Source organism: Paenibacillus sp. 01T443 (assembly GCF_056398325.1).
Genome location: NZ_JBFTPE010000005.1, coordinates 106,654 through 129,556, shown reverse-complemented (window position 1 = coordinate 129,556; position 22,903 = coordinate 106,654). Strand labels below are relative to the sequence as shown.

Sequence of the window (22,903 nt, the reverse complement as noted above, 5' to 3'; positions counted from 1 at the left end):
AAAAGCGGGTGGCCTGAGCGATGCGTATATTATTGTTGGAGGACGAGGAGTCCATCCGCGGCTTCGTCCGCATTAACCTGAAGCGTAACGAAATGGAAGTTCTGGAAGCAGAGACGGGAGAAGCGGCGCTCGCTCTCGCTGAGACGGAAGGCCCGATCGATATTGCGCTTCTGGACGTTATGCTGCCTACGATCAGCGGATTCGAGGTATGCGAGCAGCTGCGTGCCCGTTATCCGCGCATGGGTATCATTATGCTGACGGCAAAGTCACAGGAAGAAGATAAAATACATGGGCTGGAGCTTGGTGCGGACGATTATGTGCAGAAGCCCTTCAGCCCGGGTGAGCTCATCGCGCGCATTAAATCGCTTTATCGCCGTATGAAGCCGGATACGGCGGCGGATCAGGAGCAGGCGCGGGATCAGGAGCACGAGGCAGGCGCAGCTAACGAGAGCCTTTCCGTTAATAAAGCTGACGCAGCGATTGAAGAAGCCGCTGGATCCAGCATGACAGCAATCCCGCATGCACAGCCGCCCATGCAGTCGTCTTATCCCTATGCCGCCATGCATCCAGAGCTGGTAGTGCTGCCGTTTCGCCTTTCTGTGTCGGAGCGCAAGCTGTGGAAGCGCGATCGGGAAATTATTTTGACGCCAACGGAATGGACGCTGGTCAGGCTGCTGATGGAGCGTGTAGGCGAGAGCGTCAGCCGCGATCATATTTTGACTGAGGTATGGGGCAGGTACTACGTCGGCGATCTCAAGGTGGTTGACGTAAACATACGGAGAATTCGCCAAAAAATCGAGAAAAATCCGTCTGATCCGGCTTTTATAGAAACGGTTTGGGGCTACGGCTATCGGTGGAAACGGGGCGTCGACGAATGAAAAGCGTACAAACGCGCATGGTATGGAGCTATTTGCTGCTCATCGTGCTTGTCGTCAGCGTACTCGGCGGCGTGTTTGCCGCATTGATGTGGAACTATTATTATGGAAGCGCGCAGAGCTCCGTTAAGCAAAGAGCGGAATCCGCGCTATCGCTGCACAGCCGTTCCCTATCCTCCCTTACGGTAAAGGACCAAGGCGATTATATGCTGCAATACATGGTGGAGAGCGGAACGAGGCTCCAGCTGCTTGATAGCACAGGCCAAATCCGTATCGACTCCGATGGCTTCGCGCCGGATATCCGTTATACGACGGCTGACGTAAAATCTGCAATCGCAGGTGCTACCGGTAGCTGGAGAGGCGTCGATCCGTATTATGGCGAGCGTGTAATGTCCGTGACCATTCCGCTCTGGAATGAAACGCGCGTCGTGTCGATGCTTCGGTACTCGGCTTCGCTGGGACAGGTGGATGCGATGGTAAGCCTGCTTATTCGAATGGCTGCTGCAGTCGGTATCGGGGTTGTGCTGCTGTTTCTTGGCCTAAGCTTGTTTCTGGCACAGCGGATCGTGAAGCCGATTCGCGAGCTAACGAGGGCGGCCCGCTATATGGCGGAAGGAGATTGGACGCGCCGAGCCATTCAGCGAAATGATGATGAAATCGGTCAGCTTGCGGAAACGTTTAATGTCATGGTTATGGAGCTTAGCAAGCGCGAGAAGCTGAAGGATGACTTTATATCATCCATATCCCATGAGCTGCGCACGCCGTTAACGTCGATAAAGGGCTGGAGCGAGACGTTGAAGGAAAGCGAGCCTACGGAGGATGACGAAGAAGTTAAGCTGGGCTTATCTATTATCAGCAAAGAGACTGAGCGTTTATCGGGTCTTGTCGAGGATCTGCTCGATTTCTCGAAGCTGTCGGCGCGAACGATGGAGCTGCACAGCGAAGTGCTCGATTTCAACGGCCCGGTGAAGGAGACGGTCAATCAGCTTGCGGTGCGTGAGGAGCATACCCGTGTACGGATTCTTGCCACCTACGGGAAGAGCCCGATTGTCGTTCGCGGAGATGCGAACCGTTTGAAGCAGGTGATTATTAATTTGATCGACAATGCGCTTAAATTTACGCCGGCGGGCGGCACGATCCGCGTAGTTACGAATGCGGAGCAGGATGTCGCAATGCTCACCGTATCGGATACCGGCTGCGGGATTGAAGCGGAAGATTTGCCGCATGTTACGGAAAAGTTTTATAAGGCCAATACAGGACAAGGCGGTTCGGGACTCGGACTCGCAATCTGCAAAGAAATAATTGAGCTCCACGGCGGTCAGCTTACGATTGACAGCGAACGTGGAGCAGGTACGATCGTGACGATTCGAGTGCCGCTTATGCATGAGGAGTAGATTCCAGCCTCATTCATTTGCGCCGCTCTGATCGTCATTCTTTATAGAAAAGCAGTTTGCGCTTGGCAATCACATAAGTGATTGCAATGACGATCCCTAAGATTAGCATTAGGGAAAGCCAATTCTCCTTCATCCATGCAATCCATAAAGGCATGGTTTCGCACCTCCTGAACATGCTATAATGCCAATCCTATGTATAGTATGTCCCATTTCGCTGCATCGTAAGTGGGGCGATTATATTTTAAACGTAGGATTGACAGCTGCAGAGCAAGGATGATATTATGGTTTTAATGTTAATTCATAGTATACAGGTAGGAATTATTATATATAAGCTAACAGGAGGTTATCGGGATGGAAAAGCACTTGACGCTGCGACATAACGAGCTTGAGCTTGCGGCAACGCTGCATTACCCCGCAGACGGAATTAAAAATGAAACAGAGAAAAGGCAAGCTATTATCATATGCCATGGCTTCATTGGCTCTCGCATTGGCGTTGACCGATTGTTCGTGAAGACGGCTCGTGCGCTTGCAGCGCAAGGCTCTTACGTTCTGCGCTTTGATTACGGCGGCTGCGGAGAGAGCAACGGAGATTACGGTGCTCTCGGCTTCGATTCGATGGTCGACCAGACTAGAAGCGCGATTGATTATGTGGCAAGCATGGAGTGCGTCGATCCGCGCCGTATCGTATTGCTCGGCCACAGTCTTGGCGGAGCAGTTGCGATTATGACAGCCGTTAAGGACAAGCGGGCAAAGCGGCTGGTGCTTTGGTCCCCGGTAGCCTATCCGTTTAATGATATTGTACGTATTGTGGGACGCAGCAGCTATGATAACGCCGTTACGACAGGCAGCTCTGATTATCAAGGGTATACGCTGCAGCCCGTATTCTTCGAATCGCTGCTCCAGCATCAGCCGTTCCAAGCGGCAACGAGATTTGGGGGCGAGGTGCTGCTTGTGCACGGTACGAGCGATGAGCTGATTCCCGTTGACTACAGCTTCCTCTACCAGAAGGTGTTCTGGACCCGCAATGAGGGCTTATGCGATAAGGAAATTATTTTTCAAGCGAATCATACGTATTCAGCACGCAGCCATCAGGAGGAAGCGATCCGCGTGACCTCGGATTGGTTGAACGGTCTTGAGAAGCAGCAGGAGGATTGGCATCACTGGAGTATCTAAGGAAATGGAAGGCTAAAAGGGGCAAGCTCACAGATAATATGAGCTTGCCCCTTTATTCGGTTTGACGTTTGAATGTTCAAGCCCTGCGAATACGATTTCTGGCAGGAGATAAGGTTATCATGTGAAATTATTAATTTTTCAACCGAGAAAGCAGCATTTTTTGTCGAGACATCCTCTGTGAATTGTGTTTAAATGGAAGAAGTATGAAACCGAATACAAGCTAAGCTTAGCGGGGAAAAGGCAGGGTTATCGTATGGACAAACAAATCCGAAATACGGCAGCAGCGCTGCTATTATCGATTACTATTCTCCTTGCGTCATGCAGCGGAGATAACGGCGTAGGCAACACAACGCAGCCAACAAATGAAAATAACGAACCGACGAGAACGTCAGCGCCTGTATCTGAGCCGACACCGCTTCCTTATGATGCGCCGTTAACCGGCTTGAAGCTGGAAAAAGCCGCGGAGGCAAGACCGATTGCCGTGATGATTAATAATTTTGCAGCTGCTCGCCCGCAATCAGGACTCATGAACGCCGACGTGATATGGGAAGTGCTTGCCGAAGGCGGCATTACGCGGTTAATTGCGGTATTCCAGAGCACGGAAGGATTGACCGATTCGATTGGTCCGATCCGCAGTATCAGGCCTTATCTCATTGATATCGGGGACAGTTACGGAGCGATACTTGCTCATGCAGGCGCAAGCAACGACGGTTATGATGTGCTGCAGCATCAGGGCAAGCCATATTTAGATGAGATCTCGAATGCAGGCAGTTATTTCTGGAGGAGCAAGGATCGGAAAGCGCCGCATAACTTGTATTCAAGCTTAGAGAAGCTGCGCACGGGTGCGGAGAAGAAGAAATACAACTTGGATAAACAGGTGCCTCCGTACACGTTCGCGGAAGCGGGCTCCGCAGAGGCTGGGGTTCCGGCATCTGATATTACGATTTCTTTCCTGCTCAAAGATTACAGCGTAGGCTATGTATATGACTCGGTTACCGGTTTGTATAAACGTTCCATTGGCGGCAAACCGCATATTGATTTGAACAATAATGAACAGCTCTCGGGAACGAACCTGGTCGTGCTCGGAGCGGATCATGAGACGCTGGATAATGCGGGAAGGCTTGCGGTCGATATGACAAGCGGAGGCTCGGCGATGCTGTTCCAGAAGGGCAAAGCCATTGAAGCGGAATGGGTCAGGGCTCCTGACGGAATGGTTCGGATTGTGAAGAACGGAGTAGAGCTGCCATTCGTTCCCGGCAAAACCTTCTTTCATATCGTGCCGAACAAACCGACATTTGAGGGGCATGTATCTTGGGTACAAACGTAGCACTTTGGAAACACTGTTAACAGGCGTTAACGGATGAGCTTCCTGGGTATAGAATGGACGCAATCTTGTAACGAGATTGTGTCTTTTTTATATTTATTTTGAAAATCTAAAAGTTTTCATAAAACCTTTACATTCTCTTAACAATTCGCATGTAAACTATGTTAAGATATTGTGGGCTCAGCAGTGCGCCTAAACATCAAGTCGGGTAAAGGGGATTAAGATGTTCAAGAAAAAGGATATTTTCTTTAAGACGTTCGAAGAAATGGCTGACTCTATCGTCGAGGCTGTTGAGTACTTCGCCAAAGGGCTGTCAGACTTATCGGATGTAACAGCTTTCGCCAAAACCATGAAGGAATACGAAAGCAAATGCGACAAACATGTGCATACGATTTTGAAGGAATTGAACAAAACGTTCATCACTCCGATCGAGCGCGAAGATATTATGGCCCTGACGAGTTCGCTTGATGATGTTCTTGACGGCATAGAAGCTTGTGCTTCCCGTTTTGAAATGTACAACATTCGTGAGAAGGATGAGTACATAACCCTATTCGGCGACATTCTTGTTCGTTCTTCGCACCAAATCAAGAAGGCAATTTACTTGCTGACTGAGCGTAAGCTGCTTGCCATCCGCGAGCCGAATATTGCGCTTAACGAGCTTGAGAACCAAGCGGATGACCTGCTTCGGGTTTGCATTAAGAGCTTGTTCACGAACGTCACAGATCCAATTGAGCTGATGAAGCGCAAAGAGATTTACGAGATGCTGGAGCAAACGACCGACTTCTGCGAAGATGTTGCTAATACGCTGGAATCGATCATTATGCGTAACAGCTAATCTGGAGAGTAGGAGTCTTACACAATGGATTTAATCGTTCTATGGATTGTAGTATTTCTAGCGCTTTCGTTTGATTTTATAAATGGATTCCACGATACAGCCAACGCCATTGCGACTGCTGTATCTACTCGGGCATTAAAGCCTAGGGTTGCAATCGTCATGGCGGCTGTTATGAACTTCGTCGGCGCCATTACCTTCACTGGCGTTGCTGCAACAATCGGCAAGGGCGTTGCTAATCCGGCTGAGCTGGAGCAGGGCGTTCCAATCGTAATCGCTGCCTTATTATCCGCGATAGTATGGAATTTGCTCACCTGGTGGTTTGGCATTCCGTCCTCATCCTCGCATGCTTTGATCGGCTCCCTAGCGGGTGCGGTTATTGGCGGAGCAGGTGTGAGCGCGATTAACTCCGGCGGACTGATCAAGATCGTACAAGCGTTGATCTTTTCACCGTTGATTGCTTTCACTGCCGGTTTTATCATTATGTGGATATTAAAATTGGTGTTCGCCAAATCAAGTCCGCATCAAGTGAATAAAGGGTTTCGTTTTGGCCAGATTCTTACGGCTGCGTTCCAATCGTTCTCGCACGGCACGAATGATGCGCAGAAAGCGATGGGTATCATCGTATTTGCGCTAGTAGCATCCGGCATTCAGACGACGATGGACGTTCCGCTCTGGGTTAAGATTTCCGCAGCGACAGCGATGGCGCTCGGTACCTCGGTCGGCGGCTGGAAGATCATCAAGACGATGGGTACAAAAATTTTCAAAATCGAGCCGATCAACGGTTTCGCAGCTGATATCGGTTCCGCTGCAGTTATTCTGACGGCAACAATGATTCACCTGCCGGTAAGTACAACGCATGTTATTACCTCTTCGATCCTCGGTGTAGGCAGCGCGAAGCGCTTCTCCGCCGTAAAATGGGGCGTTGCGGGCCGTATCATCATTGCATGGATCATTACCATTCCGATTACGGTCGTAATGGCTATGGTATTCTATTGGATTATTCATTTCTTCTTCCTGTAAGAAGAATGACCTGAGATAGTGAGGAAAACCTCACTCGCCATGAGCCTTTGGTTCATGGGGAATGAGATTTACCTCACTATTTTTTGTGTTCTCTTGTGGACAACCATTATCGAAATTGCGCGAAATTTGCGTGTATACACATAGTTAATAACAGCTGTGTATGGAATCGCTTCGGCGACAACGGTAATAAGCGGCGATATGGGAAATGATGTTGTGGATGAGTGAGTGCTGAAGAAATAGGCTCTCCAATATCAATAAGATATACACATCGAATGAACAGCTGTGCATGGAACGTAAGCGAGCTGCTGCCGAAGCCTGTCGAAGGTTGCACTTGTACACAAGCGTATTTGAAAAACATTGATCGTTGTTCAAAATCCTGTGGATAGCTTGGCGAAAATCTTATCCACAGGCGAATAACTTGATTTTATTGTGTGTGAGAATGTGAATAAACCATCGCAAGCAAAACACCCGAATGCAGCGCTGCGCGCTGCAATCAGGGATGCTTCACTTGGGACGATGTAGGTGAAATATATCCAAGCCCTACTCTTGCGGGAGGCTTATCGACGGCGTTTTGGCTTGCGGCGGCGAACTCCATTGTTGCTTGAGCCGGAGCCGGAGCTTGGCTTGCGACGCTTTCGGCGCTTTGGTTTCCATTCGCCGTCGTCATCATCGGAATCAGACGATGACTTTTTGCTGAAGGAGCCCATGAGCACTTTGACCAGCGGCGCCATTTGGGAGACGCTGGACATGACCTTTTGGACTTTCGTAACCGTTGTAAGAATACCGTCAATACCGCCAATCCGATCGATGTAACCTTTGATTTCACCTAGGCTGGCAAGGGAGAAGCCGCCTGCTTTGGTGCTGGCGGTCGTTTCAATTAACTCAGCTGTTGATTCCGGTATAACGGCGGGCAGGATATCCTGCGTATGCGGCGATGCTGATGCCGGCGGCATCGTCGGCAGGTCTCCGCCAAAGTTGAAGCCGCTCGACTTGGCGCCGGACGATTTGCTTGGCGGGCCTTGCGTAAGCCGTTGGCCGCCGTGCCAATCGTCATGCTGGTTGCCGTTACCGGGGTTATTGCGATAATTCACACGGATCACAACCCTTCTTTTATAACAGTCTATGGGGTAGGCGAACATACGGATTGGACGAATGCCCCGGGTACCGGATTTTTTCTGGATAAATGCCCTGTGCTTGTATGCGTCTGCGCTTCAAAACGGCGCCGTGGTCATCTTCCACTCTGTGATGCGTGAATACGGTAATGTTTGAAAAAAACGGTTAAAAAAGATACAATAGTAACATTAGTTTTAATAGGAGTGAATTCACATGCAGCTCAAAAAGCTGAACGATAAAGCGATAGATCAATTATTCGAAGCGATTCTAACATTGAAGTCGGTAGAGGAATGTTATGTGTTCTTTGACGATTTGTGCACAGTGAATGAAATCCAGTCGTTATCCCAAAGACTTGAAGTAGCGCGTATGCTCGGCAAGGGCAGTACATACAACGCAATCGAAGCAGAAACGGGTGCCAGCACAGCAACGATTTCAAGGGTGAAGCGTTGTTTGAACTATGGTAATGACGGATATAAAATGGCTTTAGAGCGTTTGGGAAGGTAGGTAAACCTTCAATGAAGCCAGGCATTCTCGTGATTAGTCACGGCTCCAGAGAAGCTGCGTGGGTTAAGCTGGTTGATGATGCCGTCATTGCGGCAGCAGCTTCGCCGCGCTTATCAGATATTCCAATTGTGTCGTCCTTTCTCGAAATTATTGAGGGACGGCTTATTCAGGATGGAATCTATGAGCTTGAACGCCTGGGTGTAACGGACATGTATGTCGTGCCGTTCTTCATTTCGTCTGGCAGCACGCATGTGGATGAAATCGGGCAAGCATTTGGTTTGCCTTGGCTTACGGATCTGGAGGGAGACCTTGGTACCTTTCGCGTATCGGCTAATATACGCTACGGTCTGCCAATCGATGATGATCCGGAAATTGCAGAGCTGCTTGCAGCGAATATAATGGAATTATCCACAGAACCAGAGAAGGAAGCTTTGCTGCTTATTGGACACGGCAGCAAGGAAAAGGTGTTTCACGAGCGCTGGCAGGAAGGCCTGCTGAAGCTCGGCGAGAGGCTGCGCGGTCTAGGCGGCTATAAGCGAGCAGAGTACGCGATGCTGCTGCCCGATCAAGCCGCGGCGAAGCTTGCAGCGATGCAGGCCGCAAACCCGGGGGAAGCGGTCATTGTTGTACCGCTGTTTCTGAGCCGGGGTTATTTTACAAACCATGTAATTCCGACTCGACTTACAGGACTAGAGTATCGATATAATGGTAAGGCAATGCTTCCTAATCAGGCGATTGAAAGATGGCTGGAGCGTCAGATGCTGGAGGGCCTGCAGCGTTTGAATGAAAAGTAGAGAGCATTCTTTTATTCATAGAGGCTAGGTTGAATGGATGGTTAGGAGTGGAGCCGAGATGGCAATCAAACGGGCGAGACTTATTTATAACCCGACATCGGGAAGAGAAGAAATGAAAAAGCGTCTGCCTGATATTCTTCAGCGGCTCGAGCAGGGCGGCATTGAAACAAGCTGTCACGCGACGATCGGAGAAGGAGACGCAACGCTTGCGGCAGCGGAAGCGGCGGATCGCGGCTATGACATGATCATTGCGGCGGGCGGTGACGGCACGCTGTATGAGGTCATTAACGGTCTCACGAGCAAGCAGAACCGGCCTCCGCTCGGCATACTGCCGGTGGGCACAACGAATGATTTTGCACGGGCGATGGGCATTCCGAAGCACTGGGAGTACGCCGTCGACCTGATTATTCAACAATACAGCCGGCCGATTGATGTCGGTAAGGCGAATGAGCGTTATTTTATCAACATTGCCGGGGGCGGCTCCTTGACGGAGCTGACGTATGATGTGCCGAGCAAGCTGAAGACGATGATAGGCCAGTTGGCTTATTATATGAAGGGCATGGAGAAAATGACCCGCCTTCGTCCAACCGAGCTGACCTTTCAAGCCGCTGGCGTAGGCGAGTTCCACGATGAATTCATGATGTTCCTTATCTGCAACAGCAACTCGGTCGGCGGCTTCGAGCGGCTAGCGCCAGACTCTAAGCTGGATGACGGCTTATTGGATGTGCTGCTTATCCGTAAATGCAACCTGCCTGAGTTTATTAAGCTGGTCACGCTGGCGCTGCGCGGCGAGCATTTGAATGATCCGCATGTGATTCATTTCCGGACGGATGAGCTTAAAGTAACGACGCCGGATTACGTGCAGATTAACCTCGATGGCGAATATGGCGGCGTGCTGCCATGCACGTTCTCGGTGCTGCCTTCGCATTTGCGGATTTTTGCGGATGAGACCGGTGAATCAACTTACCGCTAAGAACGGTTGAATGCGGGAATTAGGGAATAATGGATAGCAATAAGTAAGCAACAGCATTGAAGATAGAGCGGAGAGAGTTTATGAACAAAGGCAGAAGCAGAGGCGGCAAAGGGAGAGCGCGCGGCGCGGCTGGTGTGAGTGCGAGTGCGGCGGTCCGGGTAGATGCTCCTTTTCAGAAAAATGAAGAAGTCACCGTCGATATCATCGGCTTGACGCATGACGGAGAAGGGGTAGGCCGCGCTGACGGCTTTACCCTTTTTATACAGGGGGCACTTCCCGGTGAACGCGTGCGCGCGAAGGTGATGAAGGTCAAGAAGCAATACGGCTATGCCAGGCTTGAAGAGCTGGTGCTGAAGAGCCCTTCGCGGATTGAGCCGCCTTGCGATATTTATAAGGAGTGCGGCGGCTGCCAGCTGCAGCACTTCGATTACCCCGCGCAGCTGGAGTGGAAGCGGCAGCATGTCGTGGACAATTTGGTGCGGATCGGGAAGCTGCATGTGGCGGGAGAAGGCAGTCTTGCAGATGGAAAGAGCGTTTCAGAGGGAATCATCGTACATCCTACGGTTGGCATGGACGAGCCTTGGCGCTACCGGAACAAAGCTTCGGTACCAATCGGCGCGAGCGCTCATGACGGGCAATTGATCGCGGGCTTCTACGCGCGCGGCAGCCATCGAATTATTGATATGGACGATTGTCTAATCGAGCATGAGCATAACGACGAGGTGATTCGCGTCGTGAAGCGGATTGGCCGGGAGCTGGGCGCTTCGCCTTACGATGAACAATCGGGCCGCGGCGTGCTGCGCCATGTCATGGCGCGGACGGGTGTCGTGACGGGTGAAATCATGGTTGTGCTGGTGACGAACGGCAAGAAGCTGCCTAAGGCGGAGCAATGGGTTAAGCGTATCCGCGAGGAGCTGCCGGGTGTGAAGAGCATCGTTCAGAACGTTAACGAGCGGAACACGAACGTCATTTTTGGCGATGAGACGCTTGTTCTTTGGGGAAGCGAGGTCATCTATGATGAGCTCGACGGTATCCGCTTCGCGATCTCGGCAAGATCGTTTTATCAGGTTAATCCGATGCAGACGGTTGAGCTTTACCGCAAAGCCGTGGAATATGCCAGATTGACAGGAACGGAAACGGTTATTGATGCCTACTGCGGCATCGGCACCATATCGCTGTTCCTTGCTCGGCAAGCTGGGCGCGTCTATGGCGTGGAGATTGTACCGGAAGCCATCGAGGATGCGGCTCGCAATGCAGCGTTGAACGGCATATCCAATGCTTCTTTTGAAGCTGGGCCAGCCGAAGTTGTCATCCCGCGCTGGCGCAAGGAAGGCATCACGGCGGATGTGATCGTCGTTGATCCGCCTCGCAAAGGCTGCGATCCCGCATTGCTCGAGACAATTCTGGCGATGCAGCCGGAGAGAGTCGTTTACGTGAGCTGCAATCCTTCTACGCTGGCAAGAGATTTGCGCGTACTTGAGGACGGCGGATACCGGACGGCTGAGGTTGTGCCTGTGGATATGTTCCCTTGGACGGTTCATGTGGAGAGTGTGGTCTGGTTAACTCGTGAGGGTTAATACAGAGGGCTAAAAACCTGATATCTGTTGGGTTTTGGGGTGTAGTACAGAATAGTGATAGTGGCAGTACAGAGGTTGTAAGTGTTAGGTAATATTGTACAAAATAACCGTAATTCAACATAAAAGAACGTCAAAATGACGCTAGGATGAGTTGATCCTAAGCGTCATTTTTTTGTTTTTGTCCTGAAATCTGATTGGTAAACAAGGATTCAAACTTATCGGCAGCTGATTAATCGGCCGAACGGAGTGCATGACCACAGCAGATATATGCATTAAGCCATTACTGTTTTCCTAGCTTTTAATTTTGCTGTTGACAATCTTATTGTGGAGTAATAAAATGAGAAAAAATGTGTAACCGATTACACAACACGAATCATAATCTGCTGCAGATAAAGAGGTGCTAAATTGACAAAGCCGAAAATTACAGTAATAGGAAGCATGAATATAGATATGGTGACAGAAACAGAGATCATGCCGAATCAGGGCGAGACGATTTTTGGTAGCGTTTTCTCTAGCTTCACTGGTGGGAAAGGAGCTAATCAAGCCGTAGCTTGTGCACGTCTTGGGGCACAGGTGACGATGATCGGCTGTGTTGGCGAAGATCACTTCGCAAAGCAACTTATGGAGGATTTGGAGAAGGAAGGTATCGATACGACCTATGTGAAAACGGTTCCACATATCTCGACAGGGATAGCGACGATCACCATATGCGACAATGATAATCGTATCATTGTTATCCCCGGGGCAAACCATTGCCTGCTTCCAGAAGATATTTTGGCCTTGAAGGAAATTATTGCAAACTCGGATATGGTCTTGCTTCAGCAGGAAATTCCATTTGATACAGTGGAGACAGCTGTAAGACTTGCTAATGAGCTGGACATTCCAGTTATGCTGAATCCTGCTCCTGCGATTAAGCTGCCTAAAGAGCTGCTTGAGCAGGTTCATATGATTACGCCGAATGAAAACGAGCTTGCCATATTGCTCGGCATTGACGACAAGCAAGAACGAACGTACGAGCAGCTGCTTGAGCTGTATCCGCATCGTATAGTGATGACCGGCGGCAGCAAGGGTGCATTTTACAAAAATCTAGACGGCGAGATCAGGCATGAGCAGGGGAAAAAAGTAGAGGCGGTCGATACGACCGGTGCAGGCGATACCTTCAACGGCGCACTGGCAGTGAAGCTAAGTGAGGGGGCGTCGCTAGATGAGGCGGTTAAGTTCGCGGTCGCAGCCAGCGCACTATCGGTCACCAAGCTAGGTGCACAGAGCGGTATGCCTTTACGTCCTGATGTCGAACGGTTTATGGAAACGCAATCTTAATATTTAACTTCGAGAGGACTTACAGATGAAAAGAAATGGCATATTAAACAGTGAGATAGCAGCAGTAATTGCCAGAATGGGCCACACCGACTGTATCGTAATTGGTGATTGCGGGCTGCCGATTCCTGATTCGGTTAAACGAATCGATTTGGCTGTAAAGCCTGGCCTACCGTCTTACCTTGATACGTTAGAAGCGGTGCTTGCCGATATGGAGGTTGAATCAGCCATCATCGCCACTGAAATGACGGAGCAAAATGTTCCGATCTATGACAACACAAAGATACTGCTGAACGGCATTCCGATTAAGCAAGTATCGCATGAGGAGCTTAAAAGACTAACCTTACAAGCGAAAGCGGTGATTCGTACGGGCGAAGCAACGCCATACGCGAACATCATTCTGCAATCAGGCGTTTTTTTCTAATAAAGGCGCTGTTCAGCAAAAGGGGTGGCAACAATGGAGTTTCTTATTGAAATGACTGGCATTCATAAATCCTTTTCCTCCGTACAAGTTTTAAAGGACGCCGCATTTCAGCTCAAGCCGGGTGAAATTCACGCTCTGATGGGTGAGAATGGCGCAGGTAAATCAACATTGATGAAAATTTTGACAGGCGTGTATAAGGCCGACTCTGGCTCTGTTAAGGTCAAGGGGCAGGAAGTGATGTTCACGGATCCGAGGCAAGCTGAGGATATGGGCGTTGCGATCATTCATCAGGAGCTGAACATTATTCCGAAGCTGTCCGTTTCCGAAAACATGTTTCTAGGAAGACAGCTTACCTATGGCAAATCCGGAATTGTACGCGATAAGGAAATGAAACGCAAAACGCGTGAATATTTACAGCGCCTGGGTGTTGAGATTGATCCAGATGCTGAGGCGGATACATTGTCTATCGGACAGCAGCAAATGATCGAGATTGCGAAAGCGCTATCTAAAAATGCAGAGGTTCTTATTATGGATGAGCCGACTGCGGCGCTGACGGATCGTGAAATCGAAGCTTTGTTTAAAATAATGGATCAACTGCGGCGCGAAGGTGTAGGCATTGTCTACATCTCACATCGGATGGAGGAAATCTTTCGGATGTGTGACCGTATATCTGTTCTGCGTGACGGAGCTTTTCTCGGAACGGAGAAGATAGCCGAAACGACGGTTGAGCATATCGTTCGATTAATGGTCGGCCGCGAGATTGGCGAACGTTATCCGGAGCGCAAAAGCAAAATTGGAGCGGAGCGGCTTCGGGTAGAGAATTTAAGCGATGGCAGGAAGCTAAGCGGTATAAGCTTCTCCGCAGCAGCCGGAGAAATAGTCGGCATTGCCGGACTTATGGGAGCAGGCCGGACGGAAATTGTACGTATGCTGTTCGGGGCCGACAAGAAAAGGCAGGGTAAAATCTTTATTGATGGCCAGGAGGTTACAATCAACAGCCCGGCGCGAGCGATCGAAGCGGGAATCGTATTCGTGACGGAAGACCGCAAGCATCAGGGATTAGTGCTCGGCATGTCTGTCCGTGAAAATCTATCCTTAACTAATTATAAGCGTATTGCTAGCTCTGGCGTTATTTCTGCCAAAAAGGATAACGAGCTGTCGGATAAAATGATTAAGCGGTTTAATATTAGAACGCGTGATCCTGAGCAGACCGTTAAATCGTTAAGCGGAGGCAATCAGCAGAAGGTTGCCATCGGCAAATGGTTAGGCGAGCTACCAAAAGTGTTCATTATGGACGAGCCGACAAGAGGGGTAGACGTCGGGGCTAAGAAGGAAATTTACAGCATGATGAATGAGCTTAGCGAGCAAGGCGTCACGATTATTATGGTTTCATCTGATTTGCCCGAAGTTTTAGGTGTAAGCGACCGCGTTATTGTCGTTCATGAGGGGCGCATCTCCTCTATTTTGGACAAGGCGCAAATGAATCAGGAAACAATCATGCATGCGGCGACAGGAGGAAGCGGCAATGGCCATTGACAAAAAACAACTATCATCTACTCTGCAGAAGCTGGGTCCGCTCATCGGACTTCTTATTATTACCGTCATTTTAATCATAGCAAGCCCAAATTTCTTGACCGTAAACAATATATTAAACGTGTTCCGCCAAGTTTCCATTAATGCTTTAATCGCTTTTGGCATGACCTTTGTCATTTTGACCGGGGGCATCGATCTATCAGTAGGCGCAACGCTGGCACTATCTGGAGCATTGACCGCAGGGCTGTTGAACGGCGGTATGGACCCATTAACGGCTATAATCATTGGACTCGTTGCCGGTGGAGTTATGGGAGCGATTAATGGTCTTTTGATTACGAAGACAAAAATTGCACCATTTATCGCGACGCTGGCGACGATGACCATATACCGGGGCTTAGCACTCGTCTATACGGATGGCAGGCCTATAACTGGATTTGAAAGCGAATTATTCACATTAGTTGGCGGCGGTTACTTTTTTGGGGTACCTGTTCCGGTTATTATTACGATCATTTTTTTCGCCGTATTATATTTTATCTTGCGCAAAACGACTTTCGGCAGAAATGTATACGCAATCGGAGGAAATGAAGAGGCTTCGCTGCTTTCAGGCATTAAGACCGGACGCTTTAAGATTTATGTGTATGCCTTGACAGGACTGCTGTCGTCGCTAGCGGGAATCATTCTTACGTCTCGTCTGAACTCAGCGCAGGCAAATGCCGGCACGGGCTATGAGCTGGATGCTATTGCAGCTGTCGTGCTGGGCGGTACTAGTTTATCCGGCGGCAAAGGATGGATCGTCGGCACGCTGGTGGGAGCGCTCATTATCGGCGTTTTGAACAACGGCTTGAATCTTCTTGGTGTCTCATCGTTTTATCAGCAGGTGGTTAAAGGGATGGTTATTCTGTTGGCGGTATTGCTTGATCGCAAGAAGGCCAATAGCTAAATCATATAATTCAAACAAAGAAAAGGTGGTTGCAACATGAAAAAGACAACGAAACTACTAAGTATCGGTATGATTACAGCACTGCTCCTTGCTGGCTGTTCAACAACGGCTCCTGGATCAGGAAATAAAGAGGCTGAACAAGCCGGAAACAAAACAGAAGGGATAAAGATCGGACTAGCCGTCTCGACGCAAAGCAATCCATTTTTCGTTACCTTGAAAGAAGGCGCACAGACAGCTGCTGCGGCTGGATCGGCAGAGTTGATTACCGTTGACGCGCAGGATGATGCCGCTAAGCAAGCGTCCTCAATCGAGGATTTAATTCAGCAAAAGGTAGATGTCATTATTATTAACCCTACAGATTCGGCAGCGATCGTACCCGCAGTGGAATCCGCTAACGCAGCAGGCATTCCCGTTATTACGGTCGATCGCACGGCCGACGGCGGAAAAGTAACGACGCATATTGCTTCCGATAACAAAGCTGGCGGCGTGCTTGCTGCGAAGTTTCTCGCTGAGCAGCTTGGCGGAACAGGCAAGGTTGTCGAGCTAGAAGGTATTCCGGGCTCTTCGGCAGCTCGCGAGCGCGGTGCGGGCTTCAATGAAGAAATCGCCAAAGCGAGCGGTATCCAAATAGCGGCTAAGCAGCCTGCCGATTTTGACCGGGCTAAAGGATTGACTGTTATGGAAAACATTTTGCAAGGAAACAAAGACATTAAAGCTGTTTTCGCTCATAATGATGAAATGGCGCTTGGCGCTCTCAAGGCGATTGAAGCAGCAGGCGCAGCTGGTATCCTTGTCGTCGGCTTCGATGCGACAGATGATGCTGTAAAGGAAGTATTCGCAGGAAAATTGAGCGCGACTGTAGCGCAAAAACCTGATATGATGGGTATTTTAGCAGTACAAACCGCAATAAAGATTGCCAAAGGCGAGACGGTTGAGGAATCGATTCCTGTTGAGCTTGAGCTCATTACGAAAGATTCCGCTAAATAGTAACGAGCGGCGTTAAACCAAACAAGTGTATTTACGTTCCCGCGAGCGTAAATACACTTGTTTTTATCAAAAGCCAGGCGGAGTCGCGAAAGGATTTTGTTAATAATGACTACAATTAAAGATGTTAGCAAACTAGCTGGCGTGTCCGTTGCCACCATATCCCGACTGCTTAATCAAAGTGGCTATGTCAGCAAGGAAGCAGAAATCGCAGTTATGGCAGCGATAAAAAAACTGAATTATAAGCCTAACAATATTGCAAGAAGCCTGGCAGGCAAAAAAACAGCTGCAGTTGCCTTAATGGTGCCAGATATTTTAAATCCCTTTTTCCCCGAAATAGCCCGCGCAGTCGAGGATGAAGCAGCGGCTCACGGCTTCACGCTTGTGTTATGCAATACGGACAATAATCCGGACAAAGAAAAGAAGTATATCGAGACACTTATCAACAAGCAGATAGACGGCATTATTATTTCATCCTATACCGTACTGCCTGAGCAAATCATTGCCTTACAGGACCGCGACATTCCGATTGTAGCTATTGATAAATCTTTTTCTGACTATCCCATCCTTTCGGTCACTGCAGCGAACCGTAAGGGCGGTGAAATGGCAGTTGAGCATCTTCTATCTGTCGGCTGTCGCAAGATTGCTCATATTTCAGGCCCTACGCATGTGCATCCATCTAGGGAGAGAACACTTGCCTATGAAGAAGTGTGCAGAGATTTGCCTTGGTTTATGCCAAGTCTGATCGGTTATGGCAACTTCAGCGTTGCAGGGGGCTATCAAGCAATGAAGGAAATTTATAAGCTGCATCCTGATGTGGATGGTGTATTTGCAGGCAATGATTTGATGGCATCTGGGGCGTTAAAGGCGTTAATTGAGATGGGAGTCAGGGTCCCGGAGCAAGTGAAGCTAATCGGCTTCGACGGCATTCGAATGGACATGGTTTACCCTGAAATTACGACCATCTCACAACAAATTTATTCGATCGGCAAAACAGCGATGGATTATTTAATCCGTTTAATCAACAATGAACCAATCGTGCGTAAAAATTACGAGTTTGATGTGGAACTGCTGCGAAAGGCCACGACTTAGCGCTTCGGGCTAAGTAAAGAGGTTCGAGAAACGATGATAAATTCTCTTCGCTTGTCTTAGGTGGATCTTGCTGGAAAGAAGAGGCAGGACAACCAAAGGCCTTAATACAATGAATAGGATCAAAAGTATAGTCGAAAACAATCGCTTCCTGAAAAAAGTTAGCGTTTAAAGATATTCCCTCGATTTTGGTAAACAGTTTCTTGGGGTGGCACAATTGCAAACAGATCAAGGCTTTAGCCCACTCTAACAAATGCCAACCAAGAGACCTATGTTCCCTTGGAGGGTGCATGTGGAGTGCTGTTCACTGTTAGTCCGGAAAGATTAATAGTTAAGATGTATTGTCGGAAATAGTTAAGAGGGGCTAATTGCCCCTCTTTTTATTTACCCGAATCAATACACAATGAATTGACAATTGAATACAGTTACAGTAAGCTGCGAGTAATACAGTTGACTGTAACGGATGCGGCGAAGTGTAAATGGAGGTGTGTTATGAATAGTTATACTGCCAAACAAATAGCGGAAGTTCTCCAACAAGACGACCCACGCATGAATTTACGAACGGTAAGGTATTACACGCAAATTGGTATGATACCGCCCCTTGAATTAGTCGGTAATAAAAGGGTGTACACGGATAATCACATTCACTACTTTCGCGCTATTATCACCTTATCAAGAACAGGCGAAACCTTAGCATCCATTCAGGAATCATTAAAGAAACTTTCATTGGAGGACATTGAAAAAATCAGTCAGCAAATGGCACTGTATGAACCGAGCCGAATGATTGAAAGCGAAACACTGAAAATAACTGATGATGTCATCATAACGATTAGCCCACGTATTTCTGCTGAATTAAAGCAAAAAGTAATTGATTCGGTATCGCAGGCATTAAGGGGTGAAAATCAATGATGCTTGAAATTAAGTTAGCTAAATCAATGATGGAGAACGAAGAAGGAATGAATCACATATGGATACAAATCTTTCGGAATGAAGAATCTGTTCCCCAAATAACCGAAATGGAAATACAACTTCCGAATGGGATTTATCGCTCATGTAATCTCAATGGTTATGCCGAGAATGGTCGTGAACAAATTCTCCTCGGTTCAAAGGACAAAGAGGTTATGATTGAAATTTTTACCCAAGACGCAGCAGCATGTGGTGAAGTGATAATTAGTGTGGCTTTGTTATCACGCGAGAAGACGATCACCCGAGAAATACCAATACGGTTGGTATGTGAAGATGAAATGGATTTGGTCAAGATTGACGAACAAGTTGTAGAACGTATTAAAGAATTAGGTAATGCCAATATCACTCCTTCAAGTAAAGATACAGATACCGTTTTTATTCAACCTAGAGTTTTGAGATCCAAGCACAATGAGTTTTCTTACTTAGAAGAGAAATACCGTGTTGATTAATCACATACTGGCTCAACAAACGGGTCAATTATTTATTTGAGAAAAATGAAAGAGATACCGACAGAGATAACTTTATGGACGCCCACGAAGCAAAGGAATACGGGTTAATTGACAAAGTCATTTTTATGTCTTAATAACGGACAGAAGAGGTGGTGGGGTTCGTGGACAATGAACAAATTGAATATACTGTAGAATATCAAGACGCTTATGGTGTTTTGTATTTCGAAAATGTGAAAGCAAACAATTTTGCCGAAGCAAAGACGCAAATTCGCCAAAGATTCCCTGATGTGGTTATTAGTGCGATTACGATTGTTTCAAAAAAGAATGGAGAAGAGCAATAAATTACGATAGACCGTGCATATAGTGGCGGTCTGCACTGGGTGGGGCCTATATTGACGTATTTGGGGGGCGAGTAGTGATGAGCAATCTTTTACAGGTTAGAGTAACGGGGATATTGGTTGAGGATGGAAAAATTCTATTAGTCAAACAGAACGTAACGTCCGACCGAAAATGGTCATTGCCGGGAGGCAGAGTTGAACAAGGCGAGACACTTGAAGATGCAATTGTAAGAGAAATCGAAGAAGAAACAGGACTTACCACTGAAGTTTCCAAGTTATTATACATATGCGATAAACCTGATGCTTCGCCTTCACTAATACACATAACGTTCCTACTCGAAAAAATAGGTGGGGAAATACGCCTCCCATCGAACGAGTTTGATAGTAATCCTATAAGTGGTGTGGAAATGGTTCCGATTCATGACCTTGTAGTCCATGGATTCTCTGAGAAATTTATGACGATTGTTCAGAAAGGCTTTCCTGAGTCAGGAAGCTACAAAGGTCTAAAAAGCAACATCGGCTTATAAGGAGGAACGACGAATGAAAAATGTTTATGTTGTTCGACATTGTAAGGCAGAAGGACAAGCCTCTGATGCTCAACTAACCGCGATTGGTGTTGAACAAGCGGAAAAGCTTGCTGAAGTTCTCAAGGACAAAGATATCGATTATATCATCTCAAGTCCTTATGAAAGGGCTTACCGTACTATAAAACCATTATCCGATAAAATAGCTGTTGCAATCGCCTTGGATGAACGATTGACTGAAAGGGTGTTGTCAGATAAGAACCATCCTGATTGGCTTGATATGCTTCGTAAGACATACGATGATTTAGACATATGTTATGAGGGTGGAGAGTCCAGTAACAGGGCTATGAGCCGTGTTATTAGTGTAGTCATGGAAGTTCTGAATAGTGAGAACAAAAACATTGTAATCGTTTCACATGGAAACCTGATATCACTCCTACTTAAGCATTTTGATGACCGCATTGGGTTTAAGGAGTGGGAATCTTTATCCAATCCTGATGTATTTCATCTTACACTCTCAGCAGAGGATAAGCCTAACATTCATCGAATATGGGCAGAGTGATTTTATTTTAGAACAAACACATTCCCTCGGACACGTACATGTTTGTTGTCACTGTCTACTCGTCACATGTGGAGTGTGTAGTGTCATTACATTGCATTAACAGATAAGGAGACATCTAAATCGTCAATATCGTTAATATCGTTAATTTCGTCAATATCGTTAATATCGAACAAAAGCCAAGCCCTTATCGATAAGAGGGTTAGGCTTTTTTTTGTTGTAACGAGTTTGCTTCGGTAAATGTACGTTTTGCGATATCAAGTTAAAAATCGATTATATACGCAATCCTGCCATGTACATATAATTTGAAGTGTACTAACCAATGTACAGAAAAGGGGAAAACTATGAGTCGATATTCGAAGGTTGCAAGGTTATTAACGCTTTCGATTGCAATTGGACTACTAACGACATTAGCCGCTTGTACGAACAGTAACAATCAAAACTCGGCAAGTCCGTCAAACTCAGCTAATAGTCCATCTGCATCGGACGCCGGTAATGCGGCAGAGTCGTCGAAAGGATGGAATCAGAAGTTCGACCCTCCGGTTACAATTACGACTGCTATCGTAGATGATGGCACTTCGAGGGGTAATGCGTTCAAGCCAGGCGAGTCCATGGAGGACAACGTGAATCTCCGTTGGATGAAAGAGAATATAGGAATCAACGTGAAATTCGATTTTATTGTAACAAAACCAGAAGATTACGATACGAAACTTCGCCTCCTGCTTTCCAGCGGCGGCAAGCTGCCTGATGCATTCGCAGCAGGGGGCGATCCGCTGCAAAGCTTGCTCGCGGCCAATAAATTGATGCCTCTGGACGAAGCCATCGAGAAATACGCACATCCCGAGTATAAGAAGATGTTGGAGACGTATAGTTACGCACTGGGTGAAGTCAAGAAAGACGGCAAGATTTACGGTTTGCCAGCTTTCTTCATGGGTGACGAAGGCACTGTGATGTGGATTCGCAAAGACTGGCTTGAAAATCTAGGTCTGAAGCCACCTGCAACGTTGGACGAATTCGAAAACGTTCTTAAGCAATTCACAGAGAACGACCCCGATAAAAACGGACAGAACGATACGATCGGTTTGGCCGTGCCGCTTAAAGAAGGGCCTTGGACATGGATGGGTCAGACAGACGCGATCGTAGGCGCCCTCACCGATCAAATGATCAATACTTACGACGTGCGCTTGTTCTGGAACAAGGGTACAGACGGCATGTTGAGCTACGGCGCGATCCATCCGGACGCCAAACTGTATTTGCAAAAAATGAGAGATTGGATGAGCACAGGCTACATGGATAAAGAAGCCGGAATCAAGGATCCGGCGAAAGCCTCCGAATTGGTAGCAAGCGGTAAGGCCGGCATAATGTTCGGGCCGTTCTGGATGGGTGATTGGCCGCTCGGAGACGCCACCAAGAACAATCCGGAAGCCGATTTCCAGCCGTATCCGCTCCCAGCCGGTCCGGACGGAGAGGCGAGACGCGCGGAGAAGCCATTGGCCCAGGGCTTCACGGTATTCAACAAAGACTTCGAAAATATCGAAGCCTGGTTCGCGTACTTTAACAAAATATTCGCGAAAAAATTGGAGATGGAAGGTGATCCGTACTTCGATCCGCGTTGGAAAGACGGATTCTACGAAGGGTACGATTACGTGAAATTGGATGACAAAATCATCAAGAGCAATTACGAAGCCGCAGGTGTCCCGGCAGACCAATGGCCGCTGAAAGACGGCGCCACTATAGATATGAGATTCATGATGACGAATATTCTCGGCAACTATACGAGTATTCCGCACTCCAACATTGCAGCGGTCAAGAAGTTTCTGGCCGATCCGAACGCCGAGCCCGTAACGTCGATGGAAATCGACGTCAAGCAAATGAAGAAGAGACAGCTTGACGCCGCGGGCGTTCGGATTAACCAAGACATTACTGAAGGCAAAAACTATTTTACCGGTCCGATGACACCGACGATGAAATCCAAAGGCGAATTGCTGAAGAAACTCGCTACAGAAAGCTATCTCAAAATCATTTACGGAGAAAAACCGATCGAGTACTTCGACGAATTCGTAAAACAATGGCTGGATAACGGCGGCCAGAAGATTACGGACGAAGTCAACGAATGGTACGCGAAAAACCAATAATGATCGATGATTGCATTTTAAGTAATAATAAATTGAAGACGGAGGAGAGGGCAGCCTTGGCTC

General features: G+C 47.9%; 23 protein-coding genes and 1 pseudogene. 23 read left to right on the top strand and 1 reads right to left on the bottom strand.

Translation table 11 applies throughout. The features are described from left to right. Positions 1–20: 20 nt before the first annotated feature. The 6 genes from AC1DLI_RS08265 to AC1DLI_RS08240 all read left to right on the top strand — a co-directional run bounded on the left by AC1DLI_RS08265 (position 21) and on the right by AC1DLI_RS08240 (position 6,621). Positions 21–878, top strand: coding sequence for a response regulator transcription factor (locus tag AC1DLI_RS08265; RefSeq protein ID WP_477601385.1), 858 nt, complete (start codon positions 21–23; stop codon positions 876–878). After that, positions 875–2,269, top strand: coding sequence for a sensor histidine kinase (locus tag AC1DLI_RS08260; RefSeq protein WP_477601383.1), 1,395 nt, complete (start codon positions 875–877; stop codon positions 2,267–2,269). Before AC1DLI_RS08265 ends, AC1DLI_RS08260 begins: the two co-directional genes overlap by 4 nt. A gap of 351 nt (positions 2,270–2,620) precedes the next feature. Continuing rightward, positions 2,621–3,442, top strand: coding sequence for an alpha/beta hydrolase (locus AC1DLI_RS08255; protein ID WP_477601381.1), 822 nt, complete (start codon positions 2,621–2,623; stop codon positions 3,440–3,442). A 253-nt stretch (positions 3,443–3,695) separates the two neighbouring features. Then, entirely contained in the window at positions 3,696–4,769 is a 1,074-nt protein-coding gene (locus tag AC1DLI_RS08250) for a DUF3048 domain-containing protein (RefSeq protein ID WP_477601379.1), read from the top strand. 220 nt (positions 4,770–4,989) lie between these two features. Beyond that, positions 4,990–5,601 (top strand): DUF47 domain-containing protein, encoded by a 612-nt coding sequence (locus AC1DLI_RS08245; RefSeq protein ID WP_477601377.1) that lies wholly within the window; start codon positions 4,990–4,992, stop codon positions 5,599–5,601. Positions 5,602–5,625: 24 nt separating this feature from the next. After that, entirely contained in the window at positions 5,626–6,621 is a 996-nt protein-coding gene (locus tag AC1DLI_RS08240) for an inorganic phosphate transporter (protein ID WP_477601375.1), read from the top strand. A 557-nt stretch (positions 6,622–7,178) separates the two neighbouring features. Here the strand turns inward: AC1DLI_RS08240 and AC1DLI_RS08235 are convergent. Then, positions 7,179–7,712: a tyrosine protein kinase gene (locus AC1DLI_RS08235; protein WP_477601373.1), complete on the bottom strand. Its 534-nt coding sequence runs from the start codon at positions 7,710–7,712 to the stop codon at positions 7,179–7,181. 235 nt (positions 7,713–7,947) lie between these two features. Between AC1DLI_RS08235 and AC1DLI_RS08230 the strand changes: the two genes are divergently transcribed. The 17 genes and pseudogenes from AC1DLI_RS08230 (at position 7,948) to AC1DLI_RS08150 (ending at position 22,840) form a co-directional block, all read left to right on the top strand. Further along, positions 7,948–8,238 (top strand): YerC/YecD family TrpR-related protein, encoded by a 291-nt coding sequence (locus AC1DLI_RS08230; RefSeq protein ID WP_053372669.1) that lies wholly within the window; start codon positions 7,948–7,950, stop codon positions 8,236–8,238. An 11-nt stretch (positions 8,239–8,249) separates the two neighbouring features. Beyond that, positions 8,250–9,032, top strand: a complete 783-nt coding sequence (locus AC1DLI_RS08225; RefSeq protein ID WP_477601371.1) for a sirohydrochlorin chelatase — start codon at positions 8,250–8,252, stop codon at positions 9,030–9,032. A 64-nt stretch (positions 9,033–9,096) separates the two neighbouring features. Beyond that, on the top strand, positions 9,097–10,005 hold the full coding sequence (locus AC1DLI_RS08220) for a diacylglycerol kinase (protein ID WP_308995161.1): 909 nt from the start codon (positions 9,097–9,099) through the stop codon (positions 10,003–10,005). Between the two features lie 80 nt (positions 10,006–10,085). Further along, entirely contained in the window at positions 10,086–11,582 is a 1,497-nt protein-coding gene (rlmD, locus tag AC1DLI_RS08215) for a 23S rRNA (uracil(1939)-C(5))-methyltransferase RlmD (RefSeq protein WP_477601369.1), read from the top strand. A 405-nt stretch (positions 11,583–11,987) separates the two neighbouring features. Continuing rightward, positions 11,988–12,902 carry a ribokinase gene (gene rbsK, locus AC1DLI_RS08210; RefSeq protein ID WP_477601367.1) on the top strand — a complete coding sequence of 305 codons (915 nt, stop codon included), beginning with the start codon at positions 11,988–11,990 and terminating at the stop codon, positions 12,900–12,902. A 25-nt stretch (positions 12,903–12,927) separates the two neighbouring features. Then, the gene (gene rbsD, locus AC1DLI_RS08205) at positions 12,928–13,323 is read left to right on the top strand and encodes a D-ribose pyranase (RefSeq protein ID WP_477601365.1); all 396 of its coding nucleotides are present in this window, start codon (positions 12,928–12,930) and stop codon (positions 13,321–13,323) included. Positions 13,324–13,356: 33 nt separating this feature from the next. Beyond that, positions 13,357–14,859 (top strand): sugar ABC transporter ATP-binding protein, encoded by a 1,503-nt coding sequence (locus AC1DLI_RS08200; RefSeq protein ID WP_477601363.1) that lies wholly within the window; start codon positions 13,357–13,359, stop codon positions 14,857–14,859. Continuing rightward, the gene (locus tag AC1DLI_RS08195; protein WP_477601361.1) at positions 14,849–15,796 is read left to right on the top strand and encodes an ABC transporter permease; all 948 of its coding nucleotides are present in this window, start codon (positions 14,849–14,851) and stop codon (positions 15,794–15,796) included. The genes AC1DLI_RS08200 and AC1DLI_RS08195 overlap by 11 nt, the downstream gene beginning before the upstream one ends. Positions 15,797–15,832: 36 nt before the next feature. Continuing rightward, positions 15,833–16,783, top strand: a complete 951-nt coding sequence (locus AC1DLI_RS08190) for a D-ribose ABC transporter substrate-binding protein (protein ID WP_477601359.1) — start codon at positions 15,833–15,835, stop codon at positions 16,781–16,783. Positions 16,784–16,888: 105 nt separating this feature from the next. After that, a complete protein-coding gene (locus AC1DLI_RS08185) occupies positions 16,889–17,872 on the top strand; it encodes a LacI family DNA-binding transcriptional regulator (protein WP_477601357.1) in 984 nt (327 codons plus the stop codon). A 489-nt stretch (positions 17,873–18,361) separates the two neighbouring features. Further along, positions 18,362–18,778 (top strand): MerR family transcriptional regulator, encoded by a 417-nt coding sequence (locus AC1DLI_RS08180; protein ID WP_477601355.1) that lies wholly within the window; start codon positions 18,362–18,364, stop codon positions 18,776–18,778. Then, positions 18,775–19,284 (top strand): hypothetical protein, encoded by a 510-nt coding sequence (locus tag AC1DLI_RS08175; RefSeq protein WP_477601353.1) that lies wholly within the window; start codon positions 18,775–18,777, stop codon positions 19,282–19,284. The genes AC1DLI_RS08180 and AC1DLI_RS08175 overlap by 4 nt, the downstream gene beginning before the upstream one ends. A 38-nt stretch (positions 19,285–19,322) precedes the next feature. Then, positions 19,323–19,418, top strand: a pseudogene (locus AC1DLI_RS08170) (ATP-dependent Clp protease proteolytic subunit); the annotation flags it as partial. Positions 19,419–19,445: 27 nt separating this feature from the next. Beyond that, complete coding sequence (locus AC1DLI_RS08165; RefSeq protein WP_477601351.1) at positions 19,446–19,625, top strand: hypothetical protein; 180 nt, start codon at positions 19,446–19,448, stop codon at positions 19,623–19,625. 77 nt (positions 19,626–19,702) lie between these two features. Next, positions 19,703–20,149, top strand: coding sequence for an NUDIX hydrolase (locus tag AC1DLI_RS08160; protein ID WP_477601349.1), 447 nt, complete (start codon positions 19,703–19,705; stop codon positions 20,147–20,149). A 13-nt stretch (positions 20,150–20,162) separates the two neighbouring features. Next, positions 20,163–20,708: a histidine phosphatase family protein gene (locus AC1DLI_RS08155; protein WP_477601347.1), complete on the top strand. Its 546-nt coding sequence runs from the start codon at positions 20,163–20,165 to the stop codon at positions 20,706–20,708. A gap of 341 nt (positions 20,709–21,049) precedes the next feature. Beyond that, positions 21,050–22,840: an extracellular solute-binding protein gene (locus AC1DLI_RS08150; protein WP_477601345.1), complete on the top strand. Its 1,791-nt coding sequence runs from the start codon at positions 21,050–21,052 to the stop codon at positions 22,838–22,840. Positions 22,841–22,903 lie beyond the last annotated feature (63 nt).

Coding starts and splice junctions, on each gene's coding strand:
- AC1DLI_RS08265 (WP_477601385.1), top strand. CDS start 21: ATGCGTATATTATTGTTGGAGGACGAGGAGTCCATCCGCGGCTTCGTC.
- AC1DLI_RS08260 (WP_477601383.1), top strand. CDS start 875: ATGAAAAGCGTACAAACGCGCATGGTATGGAGCTATTTGCTGCTCATC.
- AC1DLI_RS08255 (WP_477601381.1), top strand. CDS start 2,621: ATGGAAAAGCACTTGACGCTGCGACATAACGAGCTTGAGCTTGCGGCA.
- AC1DLI_RS08250 (WP_477601379.1), top strand. CDS start 3,696: ATGGACAAACAAATCCGAAATACGGCAGCAGCGCTGCTATTATCGATT.
- AC1DLI_RS08245 (WP_477601377.1), top strand. CDS start 4,990: ATGTTCAAGAAAAAGGATATTTTCTTTAAGACGTTCGAAGAAATGGCT.
- AC1DLI_RS08240 (WP_477601375.1), top strand. CDS start 5,626: ATGGATTTAATCGTTCTATGGATTGTAGTATTTCTAGCGCTTTCGTTT.
- AC1DLI_RS08230 (WP_053372669.1), top strand. CDS start 7,948: ATGCAGCTCAAAAAGCTGAACGATAAAGCGATAGATCAATTATTCGAA.
- AC1DLI_RS08225 (WP_477601371.1), top strand. CDS start 8,250: ATGAAGCCAGGCATTCTCGTGATTAGTCACGGCTCCAGAGAAGCTGCG.
- rlmD (WP_477601369.1), top strand. CDS start 10,086: ATGAACAAAGGCAGAAGCAGAGGCGGCAAAGGGAGAGCGCGCGGCGCG.
- rbsD (WP_477601365.1), top strand. CDS start 12,928: ATGAAAAGAAATGGCATATTAAACAGTGAGATAGCAGCAGTAATTGCC.
- AC1DLI_RS08200 (WP_477601363.1), top strand. CDS start 13,357: ATGGAGTTTCTTATTGAAATGACTGGCATTCATAAATCCTTTTCCTCC.
- AC1DLI_RS08195 (WP_477601361.1), top strand. CDS start 14,849: ATGGCCATTGACAAAAAACAACTATCATCTACTCTGCAGAAGCTGGGT.
- AC1DLI_RS08190 (WP_477601359.1), top strand. CDS start 15,833: ATGAAAAAGACAACGAAACTACTAAGTATCGGTATGATTACAGCACTG.
- AC1DLI_RS08185 (WP_477601357.1), top strand. CDS start 16,889: ATGACTACAATTAAAGATGTTAGCAAACTAGCTGGCGTGTCCGTTGCC.
- AC1DLI_RS08180 (WP_477601355.1), top strand. CDS start 18,362: ATGAATAGTTATACTGCCAAACAAATAGCGGAAGTTCTCCAACAAGAC.
- AC1DLI_RS08175 (WP_477601353.1), top strand. CDS start 18,775: ATGATGCTTGAAATTAAGTTAGCTAAATCAATGATGGAGAACGAAGAA.
- AC1DLI_RS08160 (WP_477601349.1), top strand. CDS start 19,703: ATGAGCAATCTTTTACAGGTTAGAGTAACGGGGATATTGGTTGAGGAT.
- AC1DLI_RS08155 (WP_477601347.1), top strand. CDS start 20,163: ATGAAAAATGTTTATGTTGTTCGACATTGTAAGGCAGAAGGACAAGCC.
- AC1DLI_RS08150 (WP_477601345.1), top strand. CDS start 21,050: ATGAGTCGATATTCGAAGGTTGCAAGGTTATTAACGCTTTCGATTGCA.